Annotated in this window: 25 protein-coding genes; 10 read left to right on the top strand and 15 right to left on the bottom strand. The window is 65.5% G+C overall.

Going from position 1 to position 20,310, the window contains the following annotated elements; all coding sequences use genetic code 11:
• Positions 1-25: 25 nt before the first annotated feature.
• Positions 26-1,537, top strand: a complete 1,512-nt coding sequence (locus V6U71_RS04800; protein ID WP_411341177.1) for a S10 family peptidase — start codon at positions 26-28, stop codon at positions 1,535-1,537.
• A 182-nt stretch (positions 1,538-1,719) separates the two neighbouring features.
• Here the strand turns inward: V6U71_RS04800 and V6U71_RS04795 are convergent, their stop codons facing one another.
• From V6U71_RS04795 to V6U71_RS04785, 3 genes are read right to left on the bottom strand one after another with little or no spacing between them, the layout of a single operon-like run.
• Positions 1,720-2,157: a hypothetical protein gene (locus V6U71_RS04795; RefSeq protein WP_411341176.1), complete on the bottom strand. Its 438-nt coding sequence runs from the start codon at positions 2,155-2,157 to the stop codon at positions 1,720-1,722.
• Between the two features lie 23 nt (positions 2,158-2,180).
• A complete protein-coding gene (locus V6U71_RS04790; protein ID WP_411341175.1) occupies positions 2,181-2,789 on the bottom strand; it encodes a TetR/AcrR family transcriptional regulator in 609 nt (202 codons plus the stop codon).
• An 11-nt stretch (positions 2,790-2,800) separates the two neighbouring features.
• Positions 2,801-3,355: a DUF4287 domain-containing protein gene (locus tag V6U71_RS04785; protein ID WP_411341174.1), complete on the bottom strand. Its 555-nt coding sequence runs from the start codon at positions 3,353-3,355 to the stop codon at positions 2,801-2,803.
• A 96-nt stretch (positions 3,356-3,451) separates the two neighbouring features.
• Here V6U71_RS04785 and V6U71_RS04780 point away from each other — a divergent pair, with 96 nt between their 5' ends.
• Positions 3,452-4,150, top strand: coding sequence for an NRDE family protein (locus tag V6U71_RS04780; protein WP_411341173.1), 699 nt, complete (start codon positions 3,452-3,454; stop codon positions 4,148-4,150).
• A gap of 11 nt (positions 4,151-4,161) precedes the next feature.
• Here V6U71_RS04780 and infC read toward each other — a convergent pair whose 3' ends face one another.
• Positions 4,162-4,698 carry a translation initiation factor IF-3 gene (gene infC / locus V6U71_RS04775; protein WP_054588572.1) on the bottom strand — a complete coding sequence of 179 codons (537 nt, stop codon included), beginning with the start codon at positions 4,696-4,698 and terminating at the stop codon, positions 4,162-4,164.
• A gap of 179 nt (positions 4,699-4,877) precedes the next feature.
• The gene (locus V6U71_RS04770; protein WP_411341172.1) at positions 4,878-6,014 is read right to left on the bottom strand and encodes a penicillin-binding protein activator; all 1,137 of its coding nucleotides are present in this window, start codon (positions 6,012-6,014) and stop codon (positions 4,878-4,880) included.
• Between the two features lie 61 nt (positions 6,015-6,075).
• Between V6U71_RS04770 and rsmI the strand changes: the two genes are divergently transcribed.
• From rsmI to V6U71_RS04750, 4 genes are read left to right on the top strand one after another with little or no spacing between them, the layout of a single operon-like run.
• Entirely contained in the window at positions 6,076-6,936 is an 861-nt protein-coding gene (gene rsmI, locus V6U71_RS04765; RefSeq protein WP_411341171.1) for a 16S rRNA (cytidine(1402)-2'-O)-methyltransferase, read from the top strand.
• Positions 6,933-7,283: a YraN family protein gene (locus V6U71_RS04760; protein WP_411341170.1), complete on the top strand. Its 351-nt coding sequence runs from the start codon at positions 6,933-6,935 to the stop codon at positions 7,281-7,283. Before rsmI ends, V6U71_RS04760 begins: the two co-directional genes overlap by 4 nt.
• A 20-nt stretch (positions 7,284-7,303) precedes the next feature.
• Positions 7,304-8,254 (top strand): glutathione synthase, encoded by a 951-nt coding sequence (gene gshB, locus V6U71_RS04755; RefSeq protein ID WP_411341169.1) that lies wholly within the window; start codon positions 7,304-7,306, stop codon positions 8,252-8,254.
• 24 nt (positions 8,255-8,278) lie between these two features.
• Entirely contained in the window at positions 8,279-8,881 is a 603-nt protein-coding gene (locus tag V6U71_RS04750) for a DedA family protein (protein WP_411341168.1), read from the top strand.
• Positions 8,882-9,001: 120 nt separating this feature from the next.
• On the opposite strand, the gene V6U71_RS04745 is transcribed toward V6U71_RS04750, so the two are convergent.
• The 6 genes from V6U71_RS04745 to rph all read right to left on the bottom strand — a co-directional run bounded on the left by V6U71_RS04745 (position 9,002) and on the right by rph (position 14,484).
• Entirely contained in the window at positions 9,002-10,120 is a 1,119-nt protein-coding gene (locus V6U71_RS04745; protein WP_411341167.1) for a dipeptidase, read from the bottom strand.
• Positions 10,121-10,350: 230 nt separating this feature from the next.
• Positions 10,351-11,241 carry a tyrosine recombinase XerC gene (locus V6U71_RS04740; RefSeq protein WP_411341166.1) on the bottom strand — a complete coding sequence of 297 codons (891 nt, stop codon included), beginning with the start codon at positions 11,239-11,241 and terminating at the stop codon, positions 10,351-10,353.
• A 45-nt stretch (positions 11,242-11,286) separates the two neighbouring features.
• Entirely contained in the window at positions 11,287-12,432 is a 1,146-nt protein-coding gene (hemW, locus tag V6U71_RS04735) for a radical SAM family heme chaperone HemW (RefSeq protein WP_411341165.1), read from the bottom strand.
• A 31-nt stretch (positions 12,433-12,463) separates the two neighbouring features.
• Positions 12,464-12,982: a DUF2239 family protein gene (locus V6U71_RS04730; protein WP_411341164.1), complete on the bottom strand. Its 519-nt coding sequence runs from the start codon at positions 12,980-12,982 to the stop codon at positions 12,464-12,466.
• Between the two features lie 61 nt (positions 12,983-13,043).
• Positions 13,044-13,712 (bottom strand): RdgB/HAM1 family non-canonical purine NTP pyrophosphatase, encoded by a 669-nt coding sequence (rdgB, locus tag V6U71_RS04725; protein ID WP_411341163.1) that lies wholly within the window; start codon positions 13,710-13,712, stop codon positions 13,044-13,046.
• A 55-nt stretch (positions 13,713-13,767) separates the two neighbouring features.
• Positions 13,768-14,484 carry a ribonuclease PH gene (rph, locus tag V6U71_RS04720; protein ID WP_411341162.1) on the bottom strand — a complete coding sequence of 239 codons (717 nt, stop codon included), beginning with the start codon at positions 14,482-14,484 and terminating at the stop codon, positions 13,768-13,770.
• Positions 14,485-14,585: 101 nt separating this feature from the next.
• On the opposite strand from rph, the gene hrcA reads away from it, so the two are divergent.
• Together hrcA and grpE are read left to right on the top strand one after the other, a co-directional pair.
• Entirely contained in the window at positions 14,586-15,629 is a 1,044-nt protein-coding gene (hrcA, locus tag V6U71_RS04715) for a heat-inducible transcriptional repressor HrcA (protein WP_411341161.1), read from the top strand.
• A gap of 4 nt (positions 15,630-15,633) precedes the next feature.
• Entirely contained in the window at positions 15,634-16,197 is a 564-nt protein-coding gene (grpE, locus tag V6U71_RS04710) for a nucleotide exchange factor GrpE (protein ID WP_054588582.1), read from the top strand.
• A gap of 104 nt (positions 16,198-16,301) precedes the next feature.
• Here the strand turns inward: grpE and def are convergent, their stop codons facing one another.
• The 3 genes from def to recR all read right to left on the bottom strand — a co-directional run bounded on the left by def (position 16,302) and on the right by recR (position 17,879).
• A complete protein-coding gene (def, locus tag V6U71_RS04705; RefSeq protein ID WP_411341160.1) occupies positions 16,302-16,835 on the bottom strand; it encodes a peptide deformylase in 534 nt (177 codons plus the stop codon).
• A gap of 124 nt (positions 16,836-16,959) precedes the next feature.
• On the bottom strand, positions 16,960-17,226 hold the full coding sequence (locus tag V6U71_RS04700; RefSeq protein WP_411341159.1) for a hypothetical protein: 267 nt from the start codon (positions 17,224-17,226) through the stop codon (positions 16,960-16,962).
• A gap of 56 nt (positions 17,227-17,282) precedes the next feature.
• Positions 17,283-17,879, bottom strand: coding sequence for a recombination mediator RecR (gene recR, locus V6U71_RS04695; protein ID WP_192648677.1), 597 nt, complete (start codon positions 17,877-17,879; stop codon positions 17,283-17,285).
• A 35-nt stretch (positions 17,880-17,914) separates the two neighbouring features.
• Here recR and fmt point away from each other — a divergent pair, with 35 nt between their 5' ends.
• Entirely contained in the window at positions 17,915-18,835 is a 921-nt protein-coding gene (gene fmt / locus V6U71_RS04690) for a methionyl-tRNA formyltransferase (protein WP_411342309.1), read from the top strand.
• On the top strand, positions 18,832-19,572 hold the full coding sequence (truA, locus tag V6U71_RS04685) for a tRNA pseudouridine(38-40) synthase TruA (RefSeq protein ID WP_411341158.1): 741 nt from the start codon (positions 18,832-18,834) through the stop codon (positions 19,570-19,572). The genes fmt and truA overlap by 4 nt, the downstream gene beginning before the upstream one ends.
• Before the next feature lie 156 nt (positions 19,573-19,728).
• Here truA and V6U71_RS04680 read toward each other — a convergent pair whose 3' ends face one another.
• Positions 19,729-20,259, bottom strand: a complete 531-nt coding sequence (locus V6U71_RS04680) for a CarD family transcriptional regulator (protein WP_054588588.1) — start codon at positions 20,257-20,259, stop codon at positions 19,729-19,731.
• Positions 20,260-20,310 lie beyond the last annotated feature (51 nt).

Raw genomic sequence — 20,310 nt, 5'->3', positions numbered from 1 at the left:
GCGCCCTCAACGGGGAGAAATATCCATGAAATCGGGTCTGTCGCTGATCGCCCTGGCGCTTGCCGCCGCCGCCCCTGCCGTCGTGCACGCGCAGGACAAGCCGGACGACAAGGCGAAAGCGGAGAAACCCGCGGCCGATTACGAGCCGCAGGTGCATACGACGAAGCTCAGCGGCACCTTCGGCGGCCAGCGCGTCAACTATGCCGCGACGATCGGCGAGACGATCCTCAAGAACAAGGATGGCGTCGCCGAGGCGGCGATCGTTACCACCGCCTATGTCAAGGAGCCGCGCGACCCGAGCCGCCCGGTGACCTTCCTGTTCAACGGCGGTCCGGGGTCGGGAACCGTCTGGCTGATGATGGGGGCGTTCGGGCCGAAGCGCGTCGCGATCCCCAGCGACGCGCGCGACGACGGCGCCCCGCCCTATCCGATCGTCGACAATCCCGACGCCCTGCTCGACGTCACCGATGTCGTCTTCATCGACCCGCCGGGTACGGGCTTTTCGCACCTGATCGGCAAGGCGAACCCCGAGGATTATTACGGCGTCACGCAGGACGCAAAGGCAGTCGCCGAAGTGATCCGCCGCTGGCTGAACGACAATGGCCGCTGGAACAGCCCGAAGTTCCTCGGCGGCGAAAGCTATGGCACGACGCGCTCGGCGGCGGTCGCGAACCAGTTGATGAACGAGACGTACAATGACGTCGCGCTCAATGGCATCATCCTGATTTCGACCGTGCTCGACTTCGCAGCGGGCGCCGACACGCCGGGCAACGAACTCAGCTATATCACCAACCTGCCCTCGATGGCCGCGACCGCGCAATTCCACGGCAAGGCCGGCGGCGGCGCGTCGGTCGAGGCCTTCGTCGAGGAAGCGCGGCAATGGGCGATCGGCCCCTATGCCTCGGCACTGCTCAAGGGCCAGAAATTGCAGGGCGAGGAACGCGCCGCGATCCGCCGCGACCTCGCGCGCTTTACCGGGCTTTCCGAAACCTATCTCGAAAGCGCCGACCTGCGCGTCACCCCGAACCGCTTCTACAAGGAATTGCTGCGCGACCGCGGGCTGACCGTCGGCCGCCTCGACAGCCGCTACACCGGCAAGGATTATGACAATGCCGGCGAGGGGCCCGACAACGATCCCAGCTTCTATGGCATCGACGCGAGCTATACCGCCGCGATCAATAGCTGGAGCCGCGATACTTTGGGGTTCAAGACCGACCGCGAATATCAGTCGATCGGCCGTATCGGCGGCCAGTGGGACTGGCGCATCGGCGGCCGCGACAGCAATGCCTATCTCAACGTCGCGCCCTATATCGGGCAGGCGCTGCGCGAAAACAGCGGGCTGCGTGTCTTCGTCGGCCAGGGCTATTATGATTTCGCGACGCCCTTCTTCGCCGCCGAATATGCGCTGTCACGCACCGGCATCCCGCAGGATCGCGTCGAGTATCAATATTATGGCGCGGGCCACATGATGTATATCCGCGACGAGGACCGCCATAAATTGTCGGCCGATATCCGCGCCTTCATTCGCGGGCGCTGACTAGCTCCACCATCGTCCGGTTTCGGCCGATAGTTGCCATCAATGCTGTGTACCCCGGCGAAAGCCGGGGCCCAGAGCGCCATTGCGCAACCTTGGCCTTCTAACGCCCTGGGCCCCGGCTTTCGCCGGGGTACACCAAAGAGCGAACGGCAGCTCTCGACCTCAAAGCCGACATCACAATATCAGCGCAACACACCCGCCGCCGCCTGTCGCCGCGCATAGACGAAAAGCGCTATCAGGATCGCCCAGATCACCAGCGTGAACACCGCCGGGAAGCTGCCGAACATGCGCGTCAAGTCAGCATAGTGCATGCCGAACTGGTAGACGCAGCTTATCGCGAGACCGACCAGCGACACCGCGAACGCCGCGACGGCATGGCGGCTCCGCGCCAGCAGCAGGATCGAACCGAGCACCGAGCCCCAGACGCCGAGCGCCCAGCCGATATTCGCCCAGACCGGGAAGCTGGCGAACCACGCCTGCTGTTCGGGCGTGAAGCCCGCCAGATAATCGACGTTGGCCATCTTGGTCATCGTGTAATCGAACGCCCCGAAAGCATTCCAGAGCAGCGACACGCCCCCGACGATCCACAGGTGCACCGGCGTTTTTCCGACTGTAGTCATATTCATCTCCCCCTCCAGAAAGATCAGGCGAAGCTATCACGCTTTGCCGCTGCCAGCAATGTGGTGATGTAGTCGCGCAATACAGCGATATTGCGGTCGAAATAGCCGATGTCGCGATAGGTGCGCGCCTGCATCACCGCGCCTTCCATCACCGTCAGCACGAACTCACCGAGCGCCGCACAGTCGGCGTCGCGCGGCAGGCGATCGGCGGCAGCTTGGAAACATCCTGCGATCGCCTTGGACCAGCCCGTAAAATTTACCGCCATCAGCTCCCGCACCACCGGGTCGGGCTCGTGAATCTCGAGCGCGAGGCTGCCGATCGGGCAGCCATAGGTACAGTCGGTGACAATCAAATGGGTGCGGTAACCGGCGAGCAGCGCGAAAATCCGGTCGATCGGATCGTCGACCCCCTCCCAGTTCGGCGCGAGCAGCATTTCATCGATCCCGTCGCGATACATTTCGAGCACCCCGACGAGCACGTCCTGCTTGCCGGGGAAGAAATGATAGAGGCTGCCCGAATGGACCTGGCTGCGCGACAATATGTCGGCGATCGAGGTCGAGCCATAGCCCTTCTCCCAGAACAGCTCCATCGCGGTCATCAGGATGCGGTGACGGGTATCGACGGCGTTCATCGGCCTGCCCTTCAACCGGCCCGGTCATAGGCGGCGCGCAGCCAGTCCGCGACATCGTCGCCCGCCTCCTCGTCCGCCGCAATCCTGACGCGGTGCGACACCATCGCATTCCAGCTCCCGGCAAGCTCAAGCTTACCCGCAGGTTCTTCCCCCTTGAGCGCGAGGCCGATATCGAAGCGATCCTTCGTCGACGGCTGGAGCAATGCGAACTGCTTCTTGCGGCGCAGGCTGACATAGCCCTTCTTGGGCGCGAGTTCGGCATCGCCGCCGAAGCCTTGGACCAGTGCGACAAGCCGGTCGTACAGCGGCCGCCAATGCGCGCGCGGCCCCGCGAAAGCGGCTTCGACCAGATCGTCGCCGTCCTGCGACACCGCCGCCGATGCGTTCGCCGCATGGACGATCATATTCGCATAGCCATGCCCCAGCCCGTGCTGCGATTTCAGGTGATTCACCAGCGCCATATGCCCGGCGATCCCGGCAGCGCGCGCGGTTGCCACCCATTCGTCGAGCCCCTTGCCCGTCTTGGCACGGAGATTCTCGCCCATCTTTTCGAATTCGTCGGCCATCGCCACCTCCTTCGTTCCGATGAGTTGATTGAACATTCAACCAAGCAAATTGTCAAGGCCCTTGGCAAGCGCGCCGCGCCGCGCGATAGGCGCGCTATGTGCGTCGTTGCTCTCGCCCGGCAAGTCCATCGCGACTGGCCGCTGATCCTGATCGGGAACCGCGACGAATTTCACGCGCGCCCCGCCGCGCCGCTCCACGAGTGGGACGACGGCAGCGGGATCGTCGCCGGGCGCGACCTGCAGGCGGGCGGCACCTGGCTGGGGGTACATCGGCCGAGCGGGCGCGTCGTCGTGGTGACCAATGTCCGCGGCGCGATGCCCGATCCCGCAAAGGAATCGCGCGGCGCGCTGGTGACCGACCTGTTGCGCGGCAACGGACGTTTTGCCGACCCGGCGGCCGAAGACCTGCCGCGCTTCAACGCCTTCAACCTGTTCACCATCGCGGGCGGCGCGACGCGGTTGCTGACCAACCGGCCGGTGCCGCTGATCATGCCGCTGGAAGCCGGCGTGCACGCGCTCGCCAACGAACCGGTCGACGAGCCCTGCCCGCGCGCCGAGCGGCTGCGGCTGGCACTAGAAGAGGTCACCCGTGAGGACGGCGATCCCGAAGGCCTGCTCGATACGCTGACTGCGGAAGACGATCCCGCGCTGTTCCTGCGCGGCGACGTCTATGGCACCCGCGCTTCGACTCTCGTGCTGATCGCCGCCGACGGCAGCGTTCGCATGGCCGAGCGCCGATATGAAGCGGGCGGCCGCTCCATCGGAACGACCGCCCTGAATCTCCGGATCGGCTGAGCCGGCGAAGCTTATTTCGGCGCCAGCACCATCAGCATCTGGCGGCCTTCGGTGCGCGGATGCGCCTCGACCTTCGCGACTTCCGCCGTCATCTCGGCGACGCGCTGGAGCACGTTGAGGCCGAGCTGGGTGTGGCTCATCTCGCGGCCGCGGAAGCGCATCGTCATCTTGACCTTGTCGCCTTCCTCGAGGAAGTCGAACACCTTGCGCATCTTCACGTCGAAATCATGATCGTCGATATTCGGACGCATCTTGATCTCTTTGATTTCCTGCGTCTTCTGGCTCTTGCGCGCGAGGTTCGCCTTCTTCTGGGCTTCGTATTTGAACTTGCCCACGTCGAGGAACTTGCACACCGGCGGATCGGCATTCGGGGACACTTCGACAAGGTCCAGACCGACGGAGGCCGCCTGTTCGATCGCTTCGGCGGTCAGCATGACGCCCAGATTTTCGCCTTCCTCGTCGATCACGCGGACCTTGGGGGAAGCGATGAATTCATTGTATCGCGGGCCATTCTTGGGCGGCATTCGGTCCATCGGGCGGCGAGTCATGGGCGGTGGTATAGCTGTATCTCCTGGTCGTTGTCGGGGCGCGCGGAATCGGCACGAGGCGCGCGCACTGTCCATATAGTGAACGCGCGGCCGTCGTAAAGGCTGCGCCGCAGGGGCGCCCGCCGCTTTTTTACCGCACTGTGGCGGCTATGCCACGCCCCGCAGCATCGAACCGCGCTTCACCATTTGGTCGGCGCAGGGTCGACGACGCGGAAACCGCCGGCCCCCACTTCGCTGACCTCGAGCGCGCGAAGCGCTATGCCGCGGTTGTTGAAGCGGAAAATGCCGTCAATGCCGCCGAACCCGTCCGCGGCAAGCAACCGGCTTGCCGGGAAGCTGGTCCCCGGTTTCCAGTCGCGCGCTATGCGGACGGTCAGCAGCACCGAGTCATAGCCGAGGCTGGCGAGCCGGTACGGCGCCTTGCCGAAACGGGTGCGATATTTGCCCGCGAGCTGGCCATAGAGCCCGTCCGACACGCTGGCGAACCACGCCCCGCGCATCGCGGCATTGCTGCCGAGCGACGCCTCGGTGTTCCAGAGCTCGGTGCCGAGGATCTGCTTGTTGCCGCTGCTCTTGATCAGCGGCACGGCGCGGATCGCGGTACCGCCGCTGTCGGCGATCAGCACCGCATCCATCGCGCCGCCGCTGGCCAGCCGCCGCGCCGCGCCCGAGAGCGCGGTCGCGCTGCGGTCATAGCTTTCGACCGCGACGAGCGTGCCGCCGGCTTCGGTCACCGCGGTGCGGAAGGCGGCGGCCGAACGGTCACCGTAGACATTCTTGGGCACCAGCGCCCCGAAGCGCACATGCCCCTTGCCGCGCGCATAGGCGACGACGCGTTCGACCGACTGGCCGGGGACGAAGCCCATGATGAAGACACCATTGCCCGCAACGCTGCTGTCGTTCGAGAAGCTCAATACCGGAACCTTCGCGGCGCGCGCGATCGGCGCGACCGCGGCGACGTCCTCGCTAAGCAGCGGGCCGAGGATCAGCTTGTTGCCGTCGGCGACCGCCTGCCGCGCCGCCGCCGCAGCGCCGAGCGCGGTATCATAGGTGGTGATGCGGACCTTTTCGGTGCGCGAATCGAGCAACGCCATCGTCGTTGCATTGGCGATCGCGGTGCCGACATCGGCATTGGGGCCGGTTTCGGGGACCAGCAGCGCGACGCGGTGGCGATCGGTGTCGGTCGGCAGGCCGGGACCGATATCGTCCGCCGGGCGGTCGGGCGGCGGCGGGGTCGCCGGACCATTGGACTTGGGCACGACCTGACAAGCCGCCAGCACCCCTGCCATTGCCAGCGTCGCCATCGTGCGGAGCATTTGCCGCCGCGGCGATGCATTATCTTGGCGCTTGGTGGCAGTTTCTGCCATTTTCGGCGTCATGCCGGATTCGACCATCTCAGATTCTCCCTTGCCCGGACTCTATATCGTTGCGACGCCCATCGGCAACCTCGGCGACATCGGCGCGCGGGCGGCGGCCACCCTCGCCGCCGCCGACGTAATCGCGGCCGAGGATACGCGCGTGACCGCGAAGCTTCTCGCCCATCTGGGTTTGCGTGTGCCGATGACCCCCTATCATGATCATAGCGACGAACGCACCCGCGCCGCGCTGGTTGCGCGGATGGGGCATGAAGTTGTCATTTTGGTGTCGGACGCCGGCACCCCGCTGATTTCGGACCCGGGCTACAAGCTCGTTCGCGACGCGCGCGCGGCGGGGCGGCATGTCACCACCCTGCCCGGCCCCTGCGCCGCGATCGCCGCAATCACCCTGTCGGGCCTGCCGAGCGACCGTTTCCTGTTCGCGGGCTTCCTGCCGAACAAGGCGAAGGCGCGCGCCGACACGCTCGCCGAATTTGCCGCGCTTCGCGCTACGCTGGTCTTCTACGAAAGCGGACCGCGCCTCGCCGCGTCGCTTGCTGCAATGGCCGAAGTACTCGGTAACCGCGAGGCGGCCGTCGCGCGCGAGATCAGCAAGCTCTATGAGCAATGCGTCACCGGGACGCTGACCGAGCTCGCCGCGCGCTATGCCGAAGCGCCGCCGAAGGGCGAGATCGTCGTCGTCGTCGGCCCGCCGGGCGAACAGCCGGCCGAGGAAGCCGACGAAGCGACGCTCGACGCCGCGCTCGTCGAAGCAATGGCCGACAGGCCCGTCGCGCAAGCGGCAAAGGCGGTCGCGAAACGCTTCGGGCTCGACCGGCATGACGTTTATGCCCGCGCGCTGGCGCTTCGGGAGCAGGCTTGAACCGCGCCGCCGCCGAAGCGCGCGGCCGCAAGGCCGAACGCCGCGCCGCATGGTGGCTGCGGCTGCATGGCTGGCGCATCGTCGGCGAACGGCTGCGCGTTCCGGTGGGCGAGGTCGACCTTGTCGCACGGCGCGGCCGCATCCTTGCCTTCATCGAGGTGAAGTGGCGCGACCGCGCCGAAGACCTCGATTTCGCGATCGACCAATATCGCCTGCGCCGCGTCGCGGCGGCCGCCGAAATCCTCCGCCATCGCCTCGCCCGACCCGATGATGACATACGGATCGACGTGATGCTGCTTGCACCGAAGCGATTGCCTCGCCATCTGGTCCACGTCTGGCAGCCCTGACGGCGCCCAAGGAGAAAAAGATGACCCTGCGCGCAGCCGTGCAAATGGACCCGATGGCCGGCATCAACATCGATGGCGACAGCAGTTTCCACCTGATCCTGAAAGCGCTCGAGCGCGGGTACGAACTCTATCACTATGACGTCCGCGGCCTGACCTGGGAGGCCGGAAGGCTGACCACCAGGGCGCACCGCATCGTCGAGGCAAAGCGCGAAGCTGGCGATCACTACCGCTTCGGCGACCCGGTCACGCTCGACCTTGGCCGCGATATCGACGTCGTGCTGATGCGGCAGGATCCGCCCTTCGACCTCGGCTATCTCACCGGCACCTGGCTGCTCGAACGCATCGCGGGCGAGACGCTGGTCGTCAACGACCCGGTATCGGTGCGCAACGCGCCCGAAAAAGTCTTCGTGCTCGACTTCCCCGAATATATGCCGCCGACGATGGTCACGCGCGATCTCGACGCGGTGAAGGACTTTCAGGCGCGCCACGGCGCTGTCGTCGTCAAGCCGCTGCACGGCAACGGCGGCAAGGCGGTGTTCCGCATCGACGCCGACGGCAGCAATCTCGGTGCGCTCGTCGAATTGTTCGGACAGGTGTGGCCCGAACCCTTCATGGTCCAGCAATTCCTGCCGAGCGTCGCCAAGGGCGACAAGCGCATCGTCCTCGTCGATGGCGAGGTCGCGGGCGCGATCAACCGCAAGCCCGGCGAAGGCGAGTTCCGGTCGAACCTCGCGGTCGGCGGCTATGCCGAGGCCGCCGAACTGACCCCGCGCGAGCAGGAAATCTGCGACGTGCTGGGACCGCGCCTCAAGGAACGCGGACTGGTGTTCGTCGGCATCGACGTGATCGGCGGCGAATGGCTGACCGAAATCAACGTCACCTCGCCCACGGGAATCGTCGCGATCGACCGCTTCAACAACAGCGATACGGCGGGAATGATCTGGGACGCGATCCTGCGACGGATCGGCTGACGCGTCCGGCGCGTTAAGCAAGCCATGACCGGTTTCATTCTCGATCTGATCCAGGGCTGGGGATATGTGGGGATTTTCATCCTCATGTTCATCGAAAACGTCTTTCCGCCGATCCCGTCGGAAGTGATCATGGGGCTCGGCGGCATCGCCGTTGCGCAGGGGTGCTTCGATTTCTGGGCCCTCGTCGCGGTCGCGGTCGCGGGCACGACCGCCGGCAACTGGGTCTGGTACGGGATCGGGCGCTGGATCGGTTACGAGCGATTGAAGCCGTTCATCGACCGCCATGGCCGCTGGCTGACGCTCGACTGGGACGAGGTCGAGCGACTGCACGCCTTTTTCCTGAAATATGGCCCCGCGATCGTCTTTTTCGCGCGCTTCATGCCCGTCGCGCGCACGATGGTGTCACTGCCCGCCGGCATGGTGAAGATGAATCAGGCCAAGTTCCTGCTGTGGACCGCCGCCGGATCGACGATCTGGATCAGCGCGCTCGCCGGGGCGGGCAACTGGTTCGGCAAGCAGTTCGCCAATCTCGACGCGTTTATCGGCCCGGTGGCGCTGATCGCGATCGGATCGCTGGTGCTGATCTATATCTGGCGGATCATCACGTGGAAACCGAAAACCGACTAACCTCTTCCGTCGTTCCGGCGAACTCAGGGACGATAATGACGGCAATTTTTGGCTGATTTCAGTTCTTCGGCTTTTGATCGCAAATCGCGAGAAGCGGACATCTGGTCGCCGATCAGACTGTCAGGCGCCCCACACCTGCTCATAAACCCGCATCCAGTTGCCACCCAGCACCTTGCGGATCTCGTCGTCTGTCCAGCCGCGTTGCATCAGCCCTTGGGTCACGTTCGGCAACTCGGTGATTTTCTCATAGCCCTTGACCATGAACATTTCCGCCGGCGGCACGGCGCTATAGGCGTCGGGTGGCCAGAGCAGCGGGTTGGTTTGGGTCAAATCCGTCCGGCCATACATGAAATCGCCTCCCAGGCCGATGTGATCGACACCGACCAGGCGCTTCAGATAATCATATTGATCGAGATGCTTTTCCAGGCCGACCTGGGGCGTGAGTCGCGTTTTCTCGTCCTTTCGGCTTCGTGCGTGAAAATCGTTGACGGCGGTCAGGCCGACGACGCCCCCGCTGGCGGCGATCTGTTCGATCATCTTGTCGGGCATGTTGCGCGGGTTGTCGGTGATCGCGCGCAAATTGGTATGCGAACAGATGATCGGCACGCCTTTCGACATGGCGATCGCGTCATAGGATGTCTGATCTCCGGTGTGTCCGCCGACGTCGAGCACGATCCGCTGCTTGTGAATCTGTTCCACCAGCCGCCGGCCGCTACGGCTGAGTCCGAGCGTAGGATCGAGCGAGCCGCCGCCGAACACTGTGGTATTGTTGTAAATCAGGCCGCAGATCCGAAGACCCAGCTCCCAAAAGGTTCGTAAATTCTCGATCGGGGGAAGGCCCCACGAATCGGTTTCATTGGTCAGGTAGGTGGCTGATTGCCAACCGACGAGGTAACCGATCTTGCCGTCATTATGCGCTTGCCGGATATCGCGCACGCTCTTTACCAGAACCAGGCGCTTTGAATGTTTGTCGAAGAAGTTCAGCATCGTCGTCGCGTTGCTGAAGCTGGACATGCCATGACCTTGCCAGATATCGACCCCCGCCGATTCCAGCATGTCCAGATACTCGTCGGTCATCGCGGACCCGTCCAGCTGATCGACCAAGAGCGTAGAATCCTGGAGCCGCCTTGCATCTGTCAAAGTGGCGGAGCGACCGGACGGCTGACCGGCGAACGCGGTGGAAACCGACATTGTCGTCGCAATGCCCAAGGAAGAAAAGAGAGCCTCTCTCCGGTTCATGCCTTACTCTCCTGTATGCGTGACGCGAGTGGCTGCCCCAGCGAGCATCGAGCGGCGACCGAGACTGACGTGAGGAACAGGCGCATCGTGGCTCCTGAAGATCAGGATGCGTTCTGTATCATTTGAATGTAGCGCTTAAACAAGCGGCAGAAATTTCCGGTCTCAGCTTTAGAAAGACTGGTGGAGTTCTCCAGCACCGTCGCGATCCCGGCGTTCCGGGATGACGACAGCTAGGCGCGCGGATGTGCGCTGCGGTAGATGTCGAGCAGATGCGCCGCGTCGACCGCAGTATAGACCTGCGTCGAGGCAAGGCTCGCATGGCCGAGCAATTCCTGTAGGCTCCTGAGGTCCGCTCCCCCCGCCAGCAGATGCGTCGCGAAGCTGTGGCGCAGTGCATGCGGCGTGGTGCGTTCGGGCAGCCCGAGCGCGCGGCGCGCGGCGCGGACGCTGGCTCGCACCACGCCGGGCTGGAGCGGCCCGCCGCGCGCGCCGAGAAACAGCGCCTCATCCTTGCCGATCGGCCACGGGCAGGCCGCGACATAACGCGCCACCGCGCCCGCCACGGCGGGCAGGATCGGCACGATGCGCGTCTTGTTCCGCTTGCCGGTGACGCGCAGCGTGTCGCCCAATGGCAGCACCGCGCCGGTCAATCCCAGCGCTTCGCCGATCCGCAGCCCCGCGCCGTAAAGCAGCAGCAGCAGCGCAAAATCGCGCGCGCCGGTCCAGCCTTGCCGAGCGTTATCCTCGACGTCCTGCGCGAGTTGGAGCGCTTCGGCGGGCGCGACCGGGCGCGGCAGGCCTTTCTTGACCCGCGGGCCGCGCAATTGCGGCACCGCTGCCTGCGAACCGCCGGTAAAGCGCAGGAAGCCGCGCAGCGCCGACAATTCGCGCGCCGCCGAACTGTTGCCGAGCCCCGCGGCCCGGCGTTCCGCGAGATAGGCGCGCAAATCGTTCGCGGTCAGCGATGCCAGCGTGTGCGCATCGACCGCGCCGCCGCGATGCACGGCAAGAAAGGCGCAGAACCGCTCGGCCGTCGCGATATAGGCGCGGCGCGTATGCTCCGACCGGCGTTTTTCATGCGCCAGATGGGCATCCCAGTCGCGGATCAAATGCTGCGGCAAACCATATCCTCATTCCCGTTCGCATCGAGCGACGCCGGGAACAAGCTAATGGGTTTTGACCACCTCGGAAAGGATCGAGTCGAGGAGCAATATCCCGTCGTCGGTCACCGACAGGCGGTCGCCCGCCTGCCGCATCAACCCTTGTTTCATGAGCCGCGCCGTCGCCTCCGCATCGACGAATGCGGTGCGCGGCAAACCGCTTCGTGCTTCGATCCGGGCGAGATCGACACCCTCGGTGAGGCGCAGCCCCATCAGCAACGCCTCTGTGGCGCGCTCGTGCGCAGGCAGGTCGCTCTCGACTTTCAGGCCGTCGCCGTTCCGCTCGATCGCCGCGATGAAATTCTCGGGCTTCTTGTGCCGCTCGGTTGCCTGCCCCAGCCGGCGCCCGTGCGCGCCCGGCCCGATGCCCGCATAATCGGCGTAGCGCCAATAGGCGAGATTGTGGCGGCTCTCCTCGCCCGGACGCGCATGGTTCGACACTTCGTAGCGCGGCAGGCCGGCGGCGCGCGTCATCGCCTGCGTCGCGTCGAACAGGTCGGCGGCAGCATCCCCGTCGGGGATGACGAGCGCGCCTTTCGCGGCGAGGGTCGCAAAACGCGTGCCCGGTTCGATGGTGAGCTGATAGAGCGACAGATGGCCGGTACCGAAGGCGAGTGCATCCTGCAGTTCGGCTTCCCATGCGGCAAGCGATTGACCCGGCCGCGCGTAAATCAGGTCAAAGCTGACTCGCGCAAACTGCGCCTGCGCCGCGGCAATCGCGCGCCGGGCTTCATTGCCGCTGTGCGCGCGGCCAAGAAATTCAAGCACTTCCGAATCGAAGCTCTGGACGCCGATCGAAACGCGATTGACCCCCGCCGCGGCAAGATCGGCGAAGTTGGCGACCTCGACCGAATTGGGATTGGCCTCCAGCGTGATCTCGACATCGTCCGCGAGCCCCCACGCGCGATCCGCCGCCGCGATCACCGCCGCGACCGTGGCGGGCGGCATCAGGCTGGGCGTGCCGCCGCCGAAGAAGATCGACCCGACCGAACGCCCCGGCAACAGCGCCGCCTCGTGCCGCAGGTCGGCAAGCAGCGCGTCGCGCCAGACCGCCTGATCGACCGTCTCGCGGACATGGCTGTTGAAGTCGCAATAGGGGCATTTCGACACGCAAAACGGCCAGTGGACATAAAGGGCGAGCGGTTCGGCCATGCCGGCCGATATAGGCGCTTCGCCGCCGATGTCAGCCTTTGCCGAGCAGGCGTGCGATATGGCCGCGGATATCGTCGGGCCAGCCGGCGATCTGCCCGGCGAAAGCCTCTTCGTCGTCGCGATAGAGCGCGCGCAACGCTTCCTCGTAGCCGATGCGGTCGCCGCAGAGGTGGCTCATGAAATTATAGGCCGCATCGCGCCGCTGCTTCGCATCGGGGGCGCCCTTGCTCGCCGCCTCGACCAGCCGGCGCAGCGCCGCGGACGCGCCACCCGGCTGCGCCGCCAGCCAGTCCCAGTGGCGCGGCAGCAACGTCACTTCGCGCGCCTTGACGCCAAGCCGCGGGCGTCCCGCCGACGGCGCGGGCGTCGATGCGGCGGCGTCCCAATAATCGAGATCGGTCAGCTTGCCGCTTATGTCGTCGAAGACGAGGATCGCCCCGATGTCGCCCGGATAGCGTTCCTCGATCGTCCGGGTGACGGCGTCGCGCGGTCCCGTTGCCAGACGCATGTCGCCAAGGAAGGCGGTGACGCTGAGATGATCCTGAGTCATCCCGGGATATTATACCCGGATAAAACGTCCGTCAATATTACCCGGGTAAATTATGCGCGATTCAGAAAACGCCTTCGACGAGCTTGGCAAAGGCGTCGGCCCGGTGGCTGATCGCGTGCTTTTCGGCCGGATCGATTTCGGCATAGGTCAAGGACTTGCCGACCGGAACGAACACCGGATCGTAACCGAAGCCCAGCTTGCCGCGCGGCGGCCAGGCGAGATGGCCTGCGGCCCGGCCCTCGAAAACCTCGGCATGGCCGTCGGGCCAGGCGAGCGCGAGGGTGCAGATGAAAGCCGCGCTGCGGTCGACATCGGGCCCCTGCTCGGCGAGCAGCCCCTCGACCTTGCCCATCGCCATATACCAGGCGCGGCCCGGACTGCCTTCGAACCATTGGCGCTCGGCCCAGTCGGCGGTGTAGACGCCGGGGCGCCCGCCCAGCGCCGCGACTTCCAGCCCGCTATCGTCGGCGAGCGCCGGCAGGCCGGCCGCCGACGCACTGGCATGCGCCTTCAGCAGGGCATTCTCGCGGAAGGTCTTGCCCGTCTCCTCGGGCTCGGGGAGCCCGAGATCGCCCGCCGACACCGGATCGATCCCGAAGGGTTCGAGCAGCGCCCGGATCTCGCGCACCTTGCCGGCGTTATGGCTGGCGATGACGAGCTTGCCGGGTTCGAGTTTGCGGTGGGTCACAAGCGTCTCCAAATCTTCGTCATGCCGGACTTGATCCGGCATCCATAACCTCACCGTCGATGGACCCCGGATCAAGTCCGGGGTGACGAAAGGAAGGTCAGCGCCCGACCGCCCGGTCCTGCGCCGCAAAAATCTCGCCGCAGCCGATGCGCGCGAGGCGGAGCAGGCGTAGCAGGCCTTCCTCGTCATAGGTCGCGCCTTCGGCGCTCGCCTGCACCTCGACGATGCGGCCGCTGCCGGTCAGGACGAAATTGCCGTCGGCTTCGGCAACCGAATCCTCGTCATAATCGAGGTCGAGCACCGGCGTACCCTTGTAGATGCCGCACGAAATCGCACCGACCTTGTCCTCGATCGGATCGTCGGCGATCACCTTGTCGGTGAGCAGCTTGTCGACCGCAAGGCGCAGCGCGACCCACGCCCCCGAAATCGACGCCGTGCGCGTGCCGCCATCGGCCTGCAAAACGTCGCAATCGATAACGATCTGACGCTCGCCGAGCTTCTTCATGTCGACGACGGCGCGCAAGCTGCGGCCGATAAGCCGCTGGATTTCCTGCGTCCGCCCCGACTGCTTGCCCTTCGCCGCCTCGCGGCTGCCGCGCGTGTGCGTCGCGCGAGGCAGCATCCCATATTCGGCGGTGACCCAGCCCGAACCCTTGCCGCGCAGGAAGGGCGGCACCTTTTCGTCGACGCTCGCGGTGACCAGCACCTTGGTGTTGCCGAAGCTGACGAGCACGCTGCCCTCGGCATGGATGGTGAAGGCGGTTTCGATGCCGATGGAACGCATCTGGTCGGGGGCGCGGCCGGAAGGGCGCATGGGGTTTCTCCTGTCCTGTGTGGGGGCGCGCTTAGCGGCGCGGAGGGCGGTTGGCCAGAGCATAGCTTGCCCCCGGCCCTCCCCGTCCCTAAATCCATGCCATGACCACCCCGCCGATCACCGAACTCACCACGCGCGCGCGCGACGTGTTCCGGCTGGTCGTCGACGCTTATCTCGAGACCGGCCAGCCGGTCGGATCGCGCACGCTGTCGAAGCTCGCGACCTTGAACCTGTCGCCCGCGTCGATCCGCAACGTCATGCAGGATCTCGAGGAATATGGCCTGCTCGCCAGCCCGCACACCAGCGCCGGGCGCCTGCCGACCGAACAAGGGCTGCGGCTGTTCGTCGATGGCATGATGCAGGTCGCCGAACCGAGCGCCGAGGACCGCGCGCAGATCGAGGCGAGCCTGTCCGATGCGGGCCCGATCGAAAGCGCGCTGGCGCAGGCGACGTCGGCATTGTCGGGGCTGTCGGCGTGCGCCGGTCTTGTCCTCGTCCCCAAGCATGAGCGGGTGCTGAAACAGGTGGCGTTCGTGCCGCTGTCGGCGACCCAGTCGCTCGTCGTCCTCGTCGCGGGCGACGGCGCGGTCGAGAATCGCGTCATCGATGTCCCGCCGGGGCTGAGCCAGTCGGCGCTGACCGAGGCCGGAAATTACATCAGCGCGACCCTGTCGGGGCTGACGCTCGCCGAAGCGATGGCGCGCGTGCGGCACGAGATCGAGGCCGAACGCATCGCGATCGACCGCGCGGCGCAGGACCTTGTGTCGCGCGGCCTCGCCATCTGGTCCTCCGACGGCGCCGACCGGCCAGTGCTGATCGTGCGCGGGCAGGCCAATTTGCTCGACGAAAGCGCGCTCGGCGACCTCGACCGGGTGCGGCAGTTGCTCGACGAACTCGAAACCAAGCAGGATATCGCCGGGCTGCTCGACAGCGCGCGCGAGGGCAGCGCGACGCGTATTTTCATCGGGTCGGAGAATAAGCTCTTCTCGCTGTCGGGATCGTCGGTTATCGCCGCGCCCTATCGCGGCAGCGACGGGCGCGTGGTCGGCGTGGTGGGGGTAATCGGCCCGACACGCTTGAACTATGCGCGCATCGTTCCCATGGTGGATTTCACCGCCCAATCGCTCTCCAGACTGATACGATAGGTTTATGACGAACAACGAAAACGACACGCCCGTCCAGGACGACGCGCTGACCCCCGAAAATGTCGCGGCCGAAGCCGATGCGACCGAGGCCGTCGCGGGCGAAAACGACGAGGTGGCGAAGCTCGCCGAACAGGTCGCCGCGCTGCAGCAGGACCTGCTCTATGCTCGCGCCGAGACGCAGAATGTCACGCGCCGCAAGGACAAGGAAATCGCCGACGCGCACGCCTATGCGTCGACCAAGTTCGCGCGTGACATCCTCTCGGTCGCCGACAACCTCGGCCGCGCGCTCGCCGCGCTCAGCGAAGAGCAGCGCGCCGACGAGGCGATCAAGCCGCTGATCACCGGCCTCGAAGCGACCGAGCGCGAATTGCTGAGCGTCTTCGAACGCAACGGCATCACGCGCATCGCCGCGGTCGGCCTGCCGCTCGACCCCAACCAGCATCAGGCGATGCTCGAAATCCCGAGCGACAAGGCACCCGGCACGATCGTGCAGGAAATGCAGGCGGGTTATATGATGAAGGACCGCCTGCTGCGCCCGGCGATGGTCGGGGTGGCGAAGGCGGGGTAATCCGCCTCTCGTGAGCCCCGGCGAAATCCGTGGTCCATGACGATTTGATCAAACGTCGAATGTAAAGGCCTTGGGCCCCGGCTTTCGCCGGGGTGCGCGTAACCTCAGGCCGCTTTCCGCATCTTCGCCAATTTCTTCAGCATCATATCGCGCTTCAGCCGCGACAGATGATCGATGAAGAGGATGCCCTCCAGATGATCGTGCTCGTGCTGGATGCACGTCGCCATCAGGCCGGTCATGCGTTCGCGGTGCGGCTTTCCGTCCTCGTCCTGCCAGTCGACGGTGACCTCGGCCGGACGCGTCACATCGGCATATTGCTCGGGCACCGACAGGCAGCCTTCCGAATAGACGCTATGCTCCTCGCTCTCGTCCGAAAAGACGGGATTGATGAAGACGCGCGGGGTGCGGATGATCCGCTTGCCCTCTTCATCCTCGGGATCGAGTTCCTGCAGGTCGATAACGAGGATACGCTTCGGCACCGCGACCTGGATCGCGGCGAGCCCGATACCGGGGGCGTCGTACATCGTCTCGAACATGTCGGCGACCAGCGTCTTCAATTCGGCGTCGAACGTCTCGACAGGCTTCGAAATGACGCGCAGCCGCGGATCGGGGGTCTCTATGATGGGTAGGATGGCCATGGGTGCGAGGTATGATCGCGGGCGCGCGGGGTCAAGGGGTGGAGTTAGCGTCGCAGATGAGCCAACTTTTTGGGCACGCGTCATCTCTCTCGGAATCGCGTAAACAGGATGCGATTATCCGAGGTTAGCGGATGCGGTCGAACTCTTCGGCTTTTGTCGATTTCAGCTCGAACCAATCGCCCACACGCAGGTGCAGTGCGCTCTTCCGGCGCACGCAGTTGCGCGAGGCAATTGCTTCAATAATCGAGCTGACGACATATGCCAAAGAGCGGGCCAGCACCCATGCAAGTTCTTGCACGGTTGCGCCGTTCCTTTGTCGCTCATGGAGATGCCACGTCGTGGCAACAAAAAAGGCCGCTTTCGCGACCAGCGCTCGCAGCACTGCGAACATCTATTTAATGCGCCACAATCCGGGCCACGTCAAGTGTCAGTTGTTTACAGTCTGCTCTAGCCTACCGGCCTCCGCGCCCGAAGCGCCTGCGCCAGCGTCCCTTCGTCGAGATAATCGAGCTCCCCGCCCACCGGCAGGCCATGCGCGAGTTGGGTCAGCCGGACCGGATAGCCCTCGAGCCGCTCGGCGAGATAATGCGCCGTCGTCTGCCCTTCCAGCGTCGCGTTCATCGCCAGCACGACCTCGTCGATGCCGCCCGCGGCGACGCGCGCGACGAGGGCGTCGATGCTGAGGTCCTGAGGGCGCACGCCTTCCAGCGCCGACAGGCGGCCGCCGAGGACATGATATTTACCGGGGAACAGCCGCGACTTGTCGAGCGCCCAGAGGTCGGACACCTCCTCGACGACGCACAGGCTGCGCGCATCGCGGCGCGGGTCGGCGCAGATTGCGCACGGGTCCTGCGTGTCGACATTGCCGCAAATGCCGCAGGTGACGAGCCGTTCGGAGACGGTCTGGAGCGCCGCGAGCAGCGGTGCGAAGCTGCTTTCACGCTTCTTCATCAGATGCAGCACCGCGCGGCGCGCCGACCGCGGGCCGAGCCCCGGCAGGCGGGCGAGTTGCTGGACGAGCGCTTCAATCTCTTGCGATGCCATGACGGATGGTCTTAAGCGGCGCGCGAGAAATGACAATGCGCATCGCCTTCATGGGAACGCCGCCCTTTGCGGTGCCGACGCTCGCCGCGCTCCACGCGGCGGGGCACGATATCGTCGCGGTCTACACCCAGCCGCCGCGCCCCGCGCAGCGCGGCAAGAAATTGCAGAAGAGCCCGGTGCAGGTCTGGGCCGAGGAACATGGCCTGCCCGTCCGCACGCCGCGGAGCCTGAAGGACGAGGCGGCGCAGGCCGAATTCGCCGCGCTCGACCTCGATGTCGCGGTGGTCGCCGCCTATGGCCTGATCCTGCCGCAGGCGGTGCTGGGCGCCCCGCGCGAGGGGTGCCTCAACGTCCATGGCTCGATCCTGCCGCGCTGGCGCGGCGCGGCGCCGGTACAACGCGCGATCCTGGCGGGCGATAGCGCCACGGGCGTCACGATCATGCAGATGGACATCGGGCTCGACACCGGGGCGATGCGGCTGATCGAGACGACGCCGGTCGCGGGAAAGACCGCCGGCGCGCTGACCGGCGAACTCGCCGAGATGGGCGCGCTGATGATGCGCCGCGTGCTGAGCGACCTGCACGCCTTCATCCCCGAACCGCAGCCCGAGGACGGCGTCACCTATGCGGCCAAGATCGACAAGAGCGAGGCGCGGCTCGATTTCCTCGTGAGCGCGGTGCAGGCCGAACGGCAAATTCGCGCCTTCAACCCGGTGCCCGGCGCCTTTTTCGAGCTGGAGGGCGAGCGTTACAAGATCCTCGCCGCGGAGGTCGTGCATCCGTCGGAAGCCGTCGCGGGCGCCGTCCCCGGCGTGACGACGGACGACAATCTGACCATCGCCTGCAACCCCGGCGCGATCCGCGCGACACGCGTCCAGCGCGCCGGAAAGCCCGCGATGGACACTGCCGAACTGCTGCGCGGCCGCGCGATTCCGAAAGGGACGCGCCTCGCATGACGCGTTTCGCGCTCACCGTCGAATTCGACGGCCGCCCCTTCATGGGCTGGCAGCGGCAGAGCCACGGGCCGAGCGTCCAGCAGGCGCTGGAAGAGGCCGTCACGCGCATCACCGGCGAAGCCACCGCGGTCCACGGCGCGGGCCGCACCGACGCCGGGGTCCACGCGATCGCGATGCGCGCGCATGTCGACATCGAAAAGCCGATCCAGCCGTTCCGGCTGATGGAGGCGCTCAATGCGCAGCTTCGCCCCGCGCCCGTCGCGGTGCTCGCCTGCGCCGAGGTGGCGGGCGACTGGCACGCGCGCTTTTCGTGCATCGGGCGCGCCTATGAATATCGCATCGTCAACCGCCGCGCGCCGCTGACGTGGGACAAGGGGCTGTCGTGGCAGTTCGCCAAGCCGCTCGACGCCGAAGCGATGCACGGCGCCGCGCAGGCGCTGGTCGGACGCCATGACTTCACGACCTTCCGCTCGGTGCATTGCCAGGCCGACAGTCCGGTCAAGACGCTCGACCGGATCAGCGTCAGTCGCCACGGCGACGAGATCATCATCGAAACCGCGGCGCGCAGCTTCCTCCACCATCAGGTGCGCTCGATGGTCGGCTGTCTCAGCATGGTCGGCGAAGGAAAATGGTCGGCGCGCGATCTGAAAGCCGCGCTCGACGCCGCCGATCGCAGCGCGCTGGGGCTGAACGCGCCCCCCGACGGGCTCTATTTCGTCGAGGCGAAATATCCCTAGCGCGTCATTGCGAGGAGCGTGGCGACGCGGCAATCTCCTGCTGGCGTCCAGGCATTGCAATAGCTGGAGATTGCTTTGCTTCGCTCGCAATGACAGAATCGAAAAGGGCGGCCCTTGCGGGACCGCCCTCTCTTTCCCCTTTTTGGAAAGCCTGCCTCAGAGCGCCTTTTCGGCATAATAGAGCGGCGCATGTTCGTTGAGGATCTGGAGGATCTTCGCCTGCGCCGTCTTTTCGTCGCTTTCCTCCATCGCGCCGAGTTCGCGCGCGAGGCGGCTCGACGCCGCTTCGAAGATCTGGCGCTCCGAATAGCTCTGTTCGGGCTGGTCATCGGCGCGGAACAGGTCGCGGGTCACTTCGGCGATCGACACGAGGTCGCCCGAGTTGATCTTGGCTTCATATTCCTGCGCGCGGCGCGACCACATGGTGCGCTTGACCTTCGGCTTGGTGGTCAGCACCTGCAGCGCTTCCTTCAGCGTCTTGTCCGACGACAGCTTGCGCATCCCGACGCCTTCCGCCTTGTTCGTCGGCACGCGAAGCGTCATCTTTTCCTTTTCGAAGCGGAGGACATAAAGTTCGAGCTGCATTCCCGCGATTTCGGACTTTTGCAACTCGATGACGCGCCCCACGCCATGTTTGGGATAAACGACATAATCACCGACTTCGAACAAAAGCGTGTTCGCCGACATGCAAATTCCTTTCTGCTGCCTTGACCGCGGCTGGAAACTGCGACAACACCG

Source organism: Sphingopyxis sp. J-6, assembly GCF_046603995.1.
GTDB lineage: Bacteria > Pseudomonadota > Alphaproteobacteria > Sphingomonadales > Sphingomonadaceae > Sphingopyxis.
This window is presented reverse-complemented; position numbering and strand designations above follow the sequence as displayed.

What these genes read in the sequence shown, in the direction of transcription:
- V6U71_RS04800 (WP_411341177.1), top strand. Translation starts at nt 26, where the DNA reads ATGAAATCGGGTCTGTCGCTGATCGCCCTGGCGCTTGCCGCCGCCGCC.
- V6U71_RS04795 (WP_411341176.1), bottom strand. Translation starts at nt 2,157, where the DNA reads ATGACTACAGTCGGAAAAACGCCGGTGCACCTGTGGATCGTCGGGGGC.
- V6U71_RS04790 (WP_411341175.1), bottom strand. Translation starts at nt 2,789, where the DNA reads ATGAACGCCGTCGATACCCGTCACCGCATCCTGATGACCGCGATGGAG.
- V6U71_RS04785 (WP_411341174.1), bottom strand. Translation starts at nt 3,355, where the DNA reads ATGGCCGACGAATTCGAAAAGATGGGCGAGAATCTCCGTGCCAAGACG.
- V6U71_RS04780 (WP_411341173.1), top strand. Translation starts at nt 3,452, where the DNA reads ATGTGCGTCGTTGCTCTCGCCCGGCAAGTCCATCGCGACTGGCCGCTG.
- infC (WP_054588572.1), bottom strand. Translation starts at nt 4,698, where the DNA reads ATGACTCGCCGCCCGATGGACCGAATGCCGCCCAAGAATGGCCCGCGA.
- V6U71_RS04770 (WP_411341172.1), bottom strand. Translation starts at nt 6,014, where the DNA reads ATGCTCCGCACGATGGCGACGCTGGCAATGGCAGGGGTGCTGGCGGCT.
- rsmI (WP_411341171.1), top strand. Translation starts at nt 6,076, where the DNA reads ATGCCGGATTCGACCATCTCAGATTCTCCCTTGCCCGGACTCTATATC.
- gshB (WP_411341169.1), top strand. Translation starts at nt 7,304, where the DNA reads ATGACCCTGCGCGCAGCCGTGCAAATGGACCCGATGGCCGGCATCAAC.
- V6U71_RS04750 (WP_411341168.1), top strand. Translation starts at nt 8,279, where the DNA reads ATGACCGGTTTCATTCTCGATCTGATCCAGGGCTGGGGATATGTGGGG.
- V6U71_RS04745 (WP_411341167.1), bottom strand. Translation starts at nt 10,120, where the DNA reads ATGAACCGGAGAGAGGCTCTCTTTTCTTCCTTGGGCATTGCGACGACA.
- hemW (WP_411341165.1), bottom strand. Translation starts at nt 12,432, where the DNA reads ATGGCCGAACCGCTCGCCCTTTATGTCCACTGGCCGTTTTGCGTGTCG.
- V6U71_RS04730 (WP_411341164.1), bottom strand. Translation starts at nt 12,982, where the DNA reads ATGACTCAGGATCATCTCAGCGTCACCGCCTTCCTTGGCGACATGCGT.
- rdgB (WP_411341163.1), bottom strand. Translation starts at nt 13,712, where the DNA reads ATGCCGGATCAAGTCCGGCATGACGAAGATTTGGAGACGCTTGTGACC.
- rph (WP_411341162.1), bottom strand. Translation starts at nt 14,484, where the DNA reads ATGCGCCCTTCCGGCCGCGCCCCCGACCAGATGCGTTCCATCGGCATC.
- hrcA (WP_411341161.1), top strand. Translation starts at nt 14,586, where the DNA reads ATGACCACCCCGCCGATCACCGAACTCACCACGCGCGCGCGCGACGTG.
- grpE (WP_054588582.1), top strand. Translation starts at nt 15,634, where the DNA reads ATGACGAACAACGAAAACGACACGCCCGTCCAGGACGACGCGCTGACC.
- def (WP_411341160.1), bottom strand. Translation starts at nt 16,835, where the DNA reads ATGGCCATCCTACCCATCATAGAGACCCCCGATCCGCGGCTGCGCGTC.
- V6U71_RS04700 (WP_411341159.1), bottom strand. Translation starts at nt 17,226, where the DNA reads ATGTTCGCAGTGCTGCGAGCGCTGGTCGCGAAAGCGGCCTTTTTTGTT.
- recR (WP_192648677.1), bottom strand. Translation starts at nt 17,879, where the DNA reads ATGGCATCGCAAGAGATTGAAGCGCTCGTCCAGCAACTCGCCCGCCTG.
- fmt (WP_411342309.1), top strand. Translation starts at nt 17,915, where the DNA reads ATGCGCATCGCCTTCATGGGAACGCCGCCCTTTGCGGTGCCGACGCTC.
- truA (WP_411341158.1), top strand. Translation starts at nt 18,832, where the DNA reads ATGACGCGTTTCGCGCTCACCGTCGAATTCGACGGCCGCCCCTTCATG.
- V6U71_RS04680 (WP_054588588.1), bottom strand. Translation starts at nt 20,259, where the DNA reads ATGTCGGCGAACACGCTTTTGTTCGAAGTCGGTGATTATGTCGTTTAT.